Annotated in this window: 11 protein-coding genes; 5 read left to right on the forward strand and 6 right to left on the reverse strand. The window is 63.7% G+C overall.

The window, feature by feature from the left end; translation table 11 throughout:
- Positions 1-1,187: homoserine dehydrogenase (locus tag EOA85_RS16495; RefSeq protein ID WP_127210404.1), on the forward strand; the 1,187-nt coding region annotated here is incomplete at its 5' end.
- A gap of 233 nt (positions 1,188-1,420) precedes the next feature.
- Here the strand turns inward: EOA85_RS16495 and proC are convergent.
- The 3 genes from proC to EOA85_RS16515 all read right to left on the reverse strand — a co-directional run bounded on the left by proC (position 1,421) and on the right by EOA85_RS16515 (position 4,649).
- Complete coding sequence (proC, locus tag EOA85_RS16505; RefSeq protein WP_127210406.1) at positions 1,421-2,236, reverse strand: pyrroline-5-carboxylate reductase; 816 nt, start codon at positions 2,234-2,236, stop codon at positions 1,421-1,423.
- Between the two features lie 126 nt (positions 2,237-2,362).
- Entirely contained in the window at positions 2,363-3,682 is a 1,320-nt protein-coding gene (locus EOA85_RS16510) for an O-antigen ligase (protein ID WP_127210408.1), read from the reverse strand.
- Positions 3,651-4,649: a glycosyltransferase gene (locus tag EOA85_RS16515; protein WP_127210410.1), complete on the reverse strand. Its 999-nt coding sequence runs from the start codon at positions 4,647-4,649 to the stop codon at positions 3,651-3,653. Before EOA85_RS16515 ends, EOA85_RS16510 begins: the two co-directional genes overlap by 32 nt.
- A gap of 174 nt (positions 4,650-4,823) precedes the next feature.
- On the opposite strand from EOA85_RS16515, the gene EOA85_RS16520 reads away from it, so the two are divergent.
- From EOA85_RS16520 to EOA85_RS16530, 3 genes are read left to right on the forward strand one after another with little or no spacing between them, the layout of a single operon-like run.
- The gene (locus EOA85_RS16520) at positions 4,824-5,996 is read left to right on the forward strand and encodes a glycosyltransferase family 4 protein (protein WP_127210412.1); all 1,173 of its coding nucleotides are present in this window, start codon (positions 4,824-4,826) and stop codon (positions 5,994-5,996) included.
- A complete protein-coding gene (locus tag EOA85_RS16525) occupies positions 5,993-6,811 on the forward strand; it encodes a WecB/TagA/CpsF family glycosyltransferase (protein WP_127210414.1) in 819 nt (272 codons plus the stop codon). Before EOA85_RS16520 ends, EOA85_RS16525 begins: the two co-directional genes overlap by 4 nt.
- Positions 6,808-7,725, forward strand: coding sequence for a DUF6492 family protein (locus tag EOA85_RS16530; protein ID WP_127210416.1), 918 nt, complete (start codon positions 6,808-6,810; stop codon positions 7,723-7,725). Before EOA85_RS16525 ends, EOA85_RS16530 begins: the two co-directional genes overlap by 4 nt.
- Before the next feature lie 113 nt (positions 7,726-7,838).
- Here the strand turns inward: EOA85_RS16530 and EOA85_RS16535 are convergent, their stop codons facing one another.
- From EOA85_RS16535 to EOA85_RS16545, 3 genes are all read right to left on the reverse strand, one after another.
- Positions 7,839-8,138, reverse strand: coding sequence for an AzlD family protein (locus EOA85_RS16535; protein ID WP_127210418.1), 300 nt, complete (start codon positions 8,136-8,138; stop codon positions 7,839-7,841).
- The gene (locus EOA85_RS16540) at positions 8,135-8,857 is read right to left on the reverse strand and encodes an AzlC family ABC transporter permease (RefSeq protein ID WP_127210420.1); all 723 of its coding nucleotides are present in this window, start codon (positions 8,855-8,857) and stop codon (positions 8,135-8,137) included. The genes EOA85_RS16535 and EOA85_RS16540 overlap by 4 nt, the downstream gene beginning before the upstream one ends.
- A 115-nt stretch (positions 8,858-8,972) precedes the next feature.
- Positions 8,973-9,419 carry a cupin domain-containing protein gene (locus EOA85_RS16545; protein ID WP_127210422.1) on the reverse strand — a complete coding sequence of 149 codons (447 nt, stop codon included), beginning with the start codon at positions 9,417-9,419 and terminating at the stop codon, positions 8,973-8,975.
- Positions 9,420-9,580: 161 nt separating this feature from the next.
- On the opposite strand from EOA85_RS16545, the gene EOA85_RS16550 reads away from it, so the two are divergent.
- Positions 9,581-10,783, forward strand: a 1,203-nt coding sequence (locus tag EOA85_RS16550; protein ID WP_127210423.1) for a winged helix-turn-helix domain-containing protein, incomplete at its 3' end; no start/stop codon positions are given.

Raw genomic sequence — 10,783 nt, forward strand, 5'->3', positions numbered from 1 at the left:
GCGCCGTCTCGACCCGCCGCCCCCACACGGCGCGTGATGCCGTCCGCATCGCCTATGGCGACGAGGCGATGGCACGGGAGGCCGATACGCCGTCGAAGGTCAGCGAGGCGATCGAGGGCGGAAAAATAGCCATCACCTCGAACGAGATGCTGGTCACCAATCCGCTCATTGACGTCGTTATCGACGCCACCGGCAAGCCCGGCGTCGCCGCCGATTTCGACCTGATGGCGATGGAGCACGGCAAGCATCTGGTGATGATGAATGTCGAAGCCGACGTCACCATCGGCTGTTATCTGAAACAGCAGGCCGACCGGCTCGGCGTTGTCTATTCGGTCGGTGCCGGCGACGAGCCGTCGAGCTGCATGGAGCTGATCGAGTTCGCCTCTGCGCTCGGCTATACCATCGTCTCGGCCGGCAAAGGCAAGAACAACCCGCTCAATCACGACGCCGTGCCCGACGACTATCGCGCGGAAGCGCTACGCCGCAACATGAACCCGCGCATGCTGGTCGAGTTCGTCGACGGCTCGAAAACCATGGTCGAGATGTGCGCCATCGCCAACGCCACCGGGCTGGTGCCCGACATTGCCGGCATGCACGGCCCCAAGGCCAATCGCGATGAATTGGCCAAGGTGCTCATCCCGCGCGCCGATGGCGGCATCCTGTCGAGGAAGGGCGTCGTCGACTACACCATCGGCAGGGGCGTGGCGCCCGGCGTCTTCGTCATCGTCGAGGCGACGCATCCGCGCATCATCGAGCGCATGGACGACCTGCATATCGGCCACGGCCCCTATTACAGCTTCTTCCGGCCGTATCATCTGACCTCGCTGGAAGTGCCGTTGACCGCCGCGCGCATCGCGCTCTATGGCAAGCCGGACATGGTGCCGCTGCCGAGGCCCGTCGCCGAGGTCTGCGCCGTGGCCAAGCGCGATCTCGCCGCCGGCGAGATTTTCGATGCGATCGGCGAGACCTGCTACCGCTCCTGGACCATGACTGTCGAAGAGGCTCGCGCCAACCGCGCGGTGCCAGTCGGCCTGCTCGAAAGCGGCAAGGTGCTGAGACCGGTCAGGAAGGGCGAGCTGCTGACATCAGACAATGCCGCACCCGACCCGACGACCAGGCTTTTCGCCTTGCGCCGGCTGCAGGACGAGACGCTGTACGGAGATTTGGGAAGTGATCGAGGTGCCTGAATCCGAATTGAAGCGGGAAAGTGGACGCATTCCTCTGGCCGAACGACTTGCAGCCAGTGCCCACGATCTCATAGCCGGAGAGGGCAAGGGCGGCCGGCCTGTGAACAAGGATGATATAGACGAGTTGTGGGGACATCCCTGATTTAGCCGACTCTCTGCGTCGTCACGGTTCTAACCGAGCGACCAGGGAACGACTTTTCGCATACCGATCTCGCGTAATCCGCAGTCCGCCATTACTTCCCCAACTCAATCGACCGCAGCCGCGCTGCTTCCACCGCTTCGGTGAGCAGATGGATCAGCCGGTCCCCGCCCATTAGCACGGCAAGTGCGGCGGCCGTGGTGCCGTTGGGGCTGGTCACCTGCTGACGCAGCACGCCCGGCGGCTCGCCGCTTTCGGCGGCGAGCGAGGCGGCGCCATAGACCGTCTGCATGGCGAGCAGCCTGGCGGTCTTTGTTGGCAGGCCAGCCTTCTCGGCAGCCACAGTCAGCGCTTCGATGAAATGGAAGAGATAGGCGGGGCCAGACCCTGACACCGCCGTCACCGCGTCCATCAGGCCTTCGTCGTCGATCTCAGTCACTTCGCCGCTCGCCGAAAGCAGATCGGCAACGAAACGCTTAGTGTCGTTGGAAACCAGTCGGTTGGAAAACACCACCATCATGCCCTTGCCGATCGCCGCCGGGGTGTTGGGCATGCAGCGCACGATCGGCGCGCGATTGCCCAAAATGGCCTCGAACGTGGCGAGCGGCGTTCCGGCGGCGATGCTGACGAAGGTCGTGCGGCCATCATTGAAGCGCTTGTACGCGGCGGTCACGTCGCGGATCACTTGCGGCTTCACCGCAATGACCACGAGGGCCGGCACTGCGTCCGCCGGAATACCGCCGGCCTCCGCGGCAGCACTGCAGCCGAGCGCTTCGGCACGCTTGCGCAGATCGGCATTCGGCTCAACCACGAAGACCGCCGCCGGGGGGAGCTTGCCCGATTTCAGCCAGCCCGAGAGCATGGCGTAGCCCATATTGCCGCAACCGGCGAGAACAAGCCTGATCGTCATAGAAAACCTCCGCTAGAGCATCGGACGCAAAGTGGTACCGGTTTGGGAAAATCCGATGCACAAACAAAAAGATGGCTTCCCATAGACGTTCGTGGCTGGGCGGGGAAGCCCTGTTGGAACGGAGGATCAGGACGGACCACGAACCGCCATCGGCCGCAGCGACACCTGCCTGAGGCCGAACATGCCGAACACGAAGAACAGCCAGACCGGGTCGGCGCGATGGAAGAAGAAGCTTTCGAGGAAGGCGTTCAGCGAGGCGAACAGCACCACCATCATGAAGAAGTCGCCGAGATAGATGTTTTCCTTGCGCAGGGGGATGCGCAAGTAATCGCGCAGCGGCGCGATCAGGAATGTGTAGACTGCCACGCAGAGCGCCGGGATGCCCATCAGCACGGCGATGTCGAGATAGCCGTTATGGCCGTGCACGATGGTTCTGATGTCCCAGGCCCGGTCGAAGGGCTGGTCCTGGTTTAAGAGCAGCGGCGTGCCCCAGAAGCTCTCGAAGCCGTAGCCGGTCCACGGCCGCTTCGCCAGCATCTCGCCGGCGAACTCCCACAGCGTCGTGCGTCCGGTGTAGGTCAGGTCGGGGAAATAGAGTGCCGCCAGATGCTTCACCGGCGGCAGGAAGACGATACCCAGCGTGCCGATCGCTGCGGCGATGATGGCCAGCGCGAACAGGATCGGCGTCCCGAGCCGCATGCCGATGAGGCTCGGCACCACGACGATCAGGATCGAAAACGGCACCAATCCGGCCGTCGTCTTGGAACCGGTGTGCAGCATGAAGATCATCGCCGCGCAAAAGATTGACGCGCCCCAGAGCCGCTGTCCGCGCCGGTAGAGGTACAGCCCGGCGAAGCTGAAGCAGGCCATGACAGGACCGGCGATGTTCTTGTGGGTGAACACGCCGCGCCACAGGCCGGCATGTTCCGGCTCGAGAGAATCGGTGGTGTGCAGCGCCTCGTGCGGAAAGACGATGAGCCCGATATAGGACAGGCCGATGACGACGACGATGGTGAAGATGATGACTTTCGAGAAAGCCTCGGCGTCACGCGGAAGCGCCAGGATTGTCGCCATCGTCAAGATGCCGATCAGCGTGAAGGAAGCGGCGCGCATGGCCGACGGCGGGTCGGTTGCCATCACCACCGACAGCACGAAGAAGCCCAGCATCAGCAGCCAGGACGGGCTGAGCAGCGAGCGCACAACGCGCGGATCGGCGAAAGCCAGCAGCGAGAAGATCGAGATCGCGCCGAGCGAGCCGAAGCCGAGCTGGTTGACGATGTCGCCGCCGTCGCCGGTCATTTCGGCGCCGGCCGGCTGGAAGGGACGGAACGACACCAGGATGACGGTGAACAGCAGCGCCGCGATCGCGGTCGCGACGCCGTCGCGTGTGAACGCCGCGCTGAGCGGCGCGCGTTCAGTTCTTCTCAGGCTGCCGGTATTGCTCATTGGCGTATCCGAATTCGGCAAGCAGGCGGCCGACAGCGACATGGATGGGGTATAAGGCCGTCGCCAATGACCCGGTCCGCGCCAGCCTGGCCGCGCCGCGAAATGGCGAGGCGGCAAGCAGCGCCAGGCTCTTCAAGAAAACCCTGGTGCCGGCGAACGGCGTGCCGGCCCGTTTCTTCTTCTCGACCAATGTCGAGATGACGCCGTTGCGCAGGCTGCGGGCGCGGATCCAGTCAGCTTCGACGCGTCGGGCCGGGACGCTTTCCCGCACTTGCGCCTCCGCGCACCAGCCAAGCACAAAGCCTCTCTGTGCGGCGCGGCTCAGAAAATCGGAATCGCCGCCGCCCATGAAGTTGAATTTCAGGTCGAGAAAGGGCGGCCCCATGGCGGTGAGCACGTTGCGGCCGACCAGCAGATTGCCGGAGGAATACAGCGCCGGCACACGCCCGGTCTCCCGGTAAGGTGGCGCAAAGACCGGGTGCTCAGCCCATCTGGCATGGGCCGCGTCGGCAAACACAGGCATTTGCGGGCCACCGACAATGTCGGCACCGAGCGTCTCGGCCGCCTTGCACATGCGCTCGAGCCAATGCGGATCGGCGATCTCGTCATCATCGATGACCAGCAGGTGCCTAAAATCAGGAAAGTGCAGGATCGCCGTCTGCCAACCGGCATTGTAGGCGCTGCAATTGCCGCGCTCATGCGCAATTATCACCATGCCTGATATCTCGCCGCGCTCGAACAGCGGCAGCGCCGCCTTGGCGCCGGCGCGCGCCTCGGCTTCGTTCTCCATCACGACGATTGCGAAGCGTCTGCCGGTGTCCTGGGCCTTGAGCGATCCCAGCGTCGCCAGCAGCTGCTCGGGCCGTTTGAAGGTCGGCAGCGTGACGACGACCTCGACGGCCGCCGCGACAAGTCCCGGCGACCGCCCCGCGGTCAATACCGAACCGTCCGATGGCAAAGGGATCATCCGTGTCCAGCCCGGGATGGTGAGTTTGGCTCTCGATAGCATCGCGACGATAACGTTTCGTTAATCACCTTTCGCCGACAAGCCCGCAAATCCGCAACGCCGGGCGACCAAATAGCTTCACTTAATCAAGGCTTCACCGCGCCTTGCTAGCTGGGTCAGCACTGGATAGGTGAGATGCATCTGCTGTTCGCCACATCGATCGTGCCCGACGGTGCTCTTGCCTCGGGCTATGAGATCGCCAATGCCGCCATCATCGCCGCGTTGCGGCGGGCCGGCGTGCGCGTCACCGTGATTGGCTTCACCTGGCCGGGCAAGCCTGCGAGCGATCCGCAAAACACCATCGTGCTCGGTGCCGTCGATGTGCGCACCGAAGGCGCGTCATCGCTGCAAAAGCTCGCTTGGGTTGCAAAGGCGATGCTCTCCGGCCTCACTTTCGCGTCGGTCAAGCTGCGCGTGGTCACCGGCAGCGAGGTCCGCGCCGCCGTCGAACGCGCCGGCCCTTTCGACGGCTATGTCTTGAATTCCGTGCAGTTCGCCGGCGCCTTCGAAAGGCTGTTCGCCGACCGGCCGTCGATCTTCGTCGCCCACAATGTCGAGCATCGTTCGGCGCAGGAGAACGCGGCTGCCGCGGGCGGCCTTTTCCAGCGCTTGTTGTTTCGCCGTGAGGCCAGACTGCTCAAGGCCATGGAAGAACGACTCTGCAGCCGGGCACGCTTCGTCCTCACGCTGGCCGACGAAGATCGCTCAGCACTCGGCGTCGCCTCCGATGACCGTTCGGCGGCGCTGCCGCTGGTGACTTGCGCCGAAGCGCCCGTGCAAAACGAACCGCGCCGTATTGATTGCGACGCGGCGCTGATCGGTACCTGGACTTGGCAGCCGAACCGCATCGGCCTCGACTGGTTCCTGAAAAAAGTGGTGCCGCATCTCAGGCCCGATTTTCGGGTCAGGATTGCCGGCGGCGTGCCATCGGGCCTCACGTCCGCGCATCCCGGCGTCGAGTTCGTCGGGCGCGTGCCGGACGCGCAGGCTTTCGTGCGGGGTGCCGCCGTCATCCCGCTGATCAGCACCTCCGGCAGCGGCGTGCAGCTCAAGACCGTCGAAACCTTCGAACTCGGCCTGCCTGCCGTCGCCACCAGCCATTCGTTGCGCGGCATCGACCATCGCCCGGTCAATTGCGTGGTGACCGATGATCCGGTCGCCTTCGCCGGCGCCCTGGAATCAGCAGTGGCCGATGTCAGGGACGTCGACGGCAGCGCTTTCCACCGCCGGCAGGTGAAGGCGCTCGATGCCGCAATCAGGCGCGGCCTGGAAAAGCTCGGGCCCGTCAGCCAGGAGGTGTTTGCATGAATATGCACACCGCCCGCGCCGCTTTCGGGGTCGACACTTTGAAATCGATCCTGGGGATCTCGGTCCTCGCCATTCGCTGGGACGACGCGGTCGCCCTGCTGACACGGTTGATTGCTGAGCGTCGCTTCACCAAGGTCACCTTTCTCAACGCTCACAACGCCAATGTCGCCTATACGGACCCGGTCGTTGCCGAGGCGCTCGACGATTTTCTCATCCTGCCGGACGGCGTCGGCGTCGATCTGGCGGCGAAACTGCTTTACGGGGCGTCGTTTCCGGACAATCTCAACGGCACCGATTTCATCCCTGCCTTTCTGCAGGCGTCCAGCAGGCCGCTGACTGTGGGGCTGCTCGGCGCGACGCAGGTCAACGCCGAAGCGGCGTCGAAGAAGCTGGCGGCGCTCGCGTTGCAGCACCGATTCGTGGTCATCCATGACGGTTATTTCTCTTCCGCCGAGGAGCCGGCGATCGTCGATCGCATCGCCAGATTGAGACCGGACGTGCTCCTTGTCGCCATGGGCGTGCCGCGCCAGGAATTGTGGATCGCGCGCCATATCGATGCGCGCCACTGCACGTTGCCGATCGCCGTCGGCGCGCTGCTCGACTTCATGAGCGGCACGGTGCCGCGGGCGCCGCTGTGGATGCGCCGGCTCAGGCTCGAATGGCTGTTTCGGCTGTGGATCGAACCGGGTCGCCTCTGGCGCCGCTATGTGGTCGGCAATCCCCTGTTCCTGTGGCGCGTCACCGGCCAGAAATTTTTGGGCCACCCCGCGCTTGCCAGAACTCGCCCTGGAGCAGGCCCCGGAGCAAGCCGTTGAACAGCCGGTTCGTGCCGAGCCCTGAGACCGACGTCCTTCGCCAGGCGCCGACGGCCGCGATCGTGACGGCAAGCTATGCGCCGGATTTGGAGCGTTGCCGCTTGCTGTGCGACACCCTCGACCGCTGCGTTACCGGCGTGGCGCACCACTATATTCTTGTCGAGCATCGCGACGTGGCACTGTTTCGCCAGCTGGAGAACAGCCGCCGCACGGTCGTCGACGAGCGGGACCTGTTGCCGCGCTGGCTGCATGCGTTCGACGATCCGCTCAGCCTGTTTCGCCGGCGCATCTGGCTCAGCCTGAAGACCATGCCGCTGCGCGGCTGGCATGTGCAGCAGCTTCGCCGCATCGCGATATCAGCACACGCCGGCGAAGACGTGCTGGTCTTTTGCGATTCCGACGTGGTCTTCCTCAAGCCTTTCGACAGCAGCGCCTTCTGGCGCGATGGCAAGGTGCGGCTGTTCCGCCGCGACGGCGTGCTGTCGGGTGAAGGCCATGAGGAACATCGCATCTGGTCGCGCAATGCCGGCTCGGCGCTCGGCATCGAACCATCAGAGGTTTCCACCCACGATTACATTTCGACGCTGATTGCCTGGCGCCGCGAAACCGTGACGGCGATGTGCTCGCGAATCGAGAAGGTCCACGCGCGCTGCTGGGTCGAAGTCGTCGGCGCGGCGCGCAAATTCTCCGAATGCATGATCTACGGCCGCTATGTCGACGACGTGCTCGACGGTGCCGGCCATTTCCACGGCTCGGAGGAGTTCTGCCGCGTCCACTGGACGGGCGAAGCGCTGTCGGATGACGAGTTCCGCCGCTTCGTCGCCGCCATGGCGCCGGAACAGGTGGCCATCGGCATGCAGTCCTTCATCGGCACCGATATCGGCCGCATCCGTCGCCTGATCGGGCTTGATTAGCCCTAGGGTCAAACCCGATCGCTCTGACGACCGGGTTAGACCGATAGTGTTCTCTAATGGGTCAAGGGCGGCGGCTCAGAAAAGCCCGAAGCGAAGCTCGCTTATAAAGCCCTCTAACCGAGGAAGCTCCGCAGACTGCCCGCCGATAGAATTGCGATGATGACGGTGGGAAGGATGGACATCCTTGTGGCTGCGACCATGGTGACCGCAAGCGCGATTGTATCCGCGGGATGACCTGTCACGAAATCGGGGGCAATGACCGTTATCAGAACGCAGCCTGGCGCGCTTTCCATAACCATTCTCGTCCGCGCACCAAGGCTCCAGTTGCGCAGGAAGACGTAACCGCCGATTCGCGTCAGATAGGTGACAGATGCCATCAGCAGGATGGCAAGGAGATACATCGGGTCGATCATGACGACCTCGCCCAGAAGAATGCGGCCACGACACCCGACAGCGCGCCGGCCGGCACATACCAGGCGCCCGGCGCGACAAGATACGTCGCTGCTGCGACGAGCAAACTGACAAGCCACGGCAAGGCCGCCGAAACGCCCTTCCACATGCCCGCAAGCATGACGAGGAACACGGCGGGAAATGCCATGTCGAACCCGTAGCGGGTGACGTCGCCCAGCACGGGGCCGACAAGCGCGCCCACTGTCGTGAAAGCAACCCACGTCAGGTAAAGGCCAAGTGAAACGCCGAAATAATACCCAAGGCTCAAGCTCGTGCCCGACTTTCGCGCATCGGCGAGCCCCATGGCCCAGCTCTCGTCGCACATGAAGAACAAGACCAGGAATGCCTTGCGCTTGGGCAGATGCCGGATCAAAGGAGCTAGCGCCGCCCCCATGAGAAGATGCCGGCTGTTCACCAGGAAGGTGATCGCGACGATCAACAGCACATGGGGTGGTGACGTCCACAATTCGACCGCGGCGAACTCCGAACCGCCGCCGAAGTTGAGGCCCGTCATAAGAGGCACTTCGAGCGCAGTGAATCCTTTTTGAGCTGCTTGCGAACCGAGGACCAGCGCGAATGGGATGAAGCCGAACATGACAGGAAACGACGCCTGCAGGCCGCGCCAGCTTTGGTGCTGGGTGCGCTCCGGAACGGAGGCCTCCGCCACATCCAAGTTGCTCATCTCTTTCAATCCTTTTTCCCCGCGCCTGCCCATTCCGGGCAGCTCCGCCTACCGACGGCGGAGGCATCGGATTGTCATGGCAGGCTTTCCCACGCGTCCGGCGTTCTGACCGCGGCTACGGCACGCGATCATCCATCTCGGGGTACAGCACAACACTTTCCTGTGCGGTCGGCTCGTTGCGCGCGCCGATGAAGACAGCCGGCCTCCTGCCTCGATTGACAGCGACGTGCAGCACGTTGGCTGGGATGTAGAGGTAATCGCCGGCATGCACGACATCCCGATACTGGAGTTCGTCCCCGCTCCGCATCTCCAACTCGTCTCCGCTCAACATGTAGAAGGCCGACTCATGGCGCTCATGGACATGGGCCTTGGTGCGCTGCCCGGGCGGGAGCGTGACAATACCCAACCACAAAGCCATTGCTCCAACCGTCTCCGAGCTTATTCCCGGCAGATAGTCCGATCCCTGGGCGGCCCGATAGGCCGCACCACCCTTGACAACCATAGCTTTGGTGCCGGCGGCCGCGGTCGTACCTGCTGCCGTCCGCTGTATCGACATCGTCATGTGGGCCTCCATTGTGCTAGTCTCGATCAACATGGCCAAGAGGATGACGAGACGACCGGCCAAAGTCCTTAAAGGGGAGGCGAAAAGTTCCGAATTCTTCCGAATCCGGTGAAGGCGGCGTAACATCGCGCCGCTTCGCGTTCGGGCCGTTCTTGCTTGACATGCAGTACGGCACGCTCATGCGCGAGGGAAAGCCTGTCGCGATCGGTCACAAGGGCTTGTTGCTGCTTCACGCCTTGGTGCAGGCAGCAGGGCAAGTCTTGAGCAAGGCGGCGCTCATCGAGGCGGCCTGGCCCGATACCATTGTCGAGGAGAGCAACCTGTCGGTGCAGATTGCAGCACTGCGCAAGCTCCTCGGGCCACAACCGGACGGCAGCGAGTGGATCGTCACAGTCTCCCGCACTGGGTATCGTTTTGCCGGCCACGTGCGCGTGCTGGACGCCGCGGCCGGCAGCAACCCTTCCGCCCTCCAGCAGCCGGCCGCCTTTCCCGAAAGACCGTCCATTGCGGTCCTGCCATTTGCCAATGTAAGCGACGACAAGGAACAGGCGTACCTTGCCGACGGCATCACCGAGGACATCATCACCGCGCTGACGCGGTTCCGGTGGTTTCGGGTGATCGGGCGCAATTCCAGTTTCGTCTACAAGGACAAGTGCCTCGGCTCCAAACAGGTCGCCGGCGAGCTCGGCGTCCGTTACGTGCTCGAAGGAAGCGTGCGCCGATCCGGCTCGCATGTCCGGGTGTCGGTGCAACTGGTCGATGCGGCTTCCGCCAGCCAGATCTGGGCCGAACGATACGAGATGGAACTGGCGGAGGCATTTGCCGTTCAGGATGCCATTGCCGAACGGATCACCGGCGCGATCGAGCCCGAACTGCTCAAGACGGAGTCGCTTCCGGCCGGTGCCCGCCACTCCGGTAATGTGACTGCCTGGGACGTGGTGCGGCAAGGTACCTGGCATTTCCACCACGTCGGCCAGAAAACGCATCTGAGAGCGCGGGAGCTGTTCCGCGAGGCGTGCAGGCTCGACCCCGACCTTGCGGAGGCCCATCTCTGGCTCGGCCGTGTGAGCGCCGGCATCGTCGCCTATGGTTGGAGCGACAGACCGTCGGAGGACATCAGGGAAGGTCTGGACGCCGCCTTGGTGGCGGTCCGGCTCGATGAGAAGAACCCCTATTCGCATTATGCGTTGGCCATCTGCAGCGCGTACGCCAACGCGCCCGAACAGGCCGTTCTCGCCGCAGAGAGGGCGGTCGAGATCAGCCCGAGCTTCGCCCTTGGCCACCTTGTCCTGGGGATGGGGCAGCTCTTCCGTGGGAGCGCATTCGAGGCGATAGCACCGCTCGAACGCGGCTTGATGTTAAAC

Origin of the sequence: Mesorhizobium sp. M5C.F.Ca.IN.020.29.1.1, assembly GCF_003997375.1 — a bacterium.
In the GTDB taxonomy this organism is placed as follows: domain Bacteria; phylum Pseudomonadota; class Alphaproteobacteria; order Rhizobiales; family Rhizobiaceae; genus Mesorhizobium; species Mesorhizobium wenxiniae.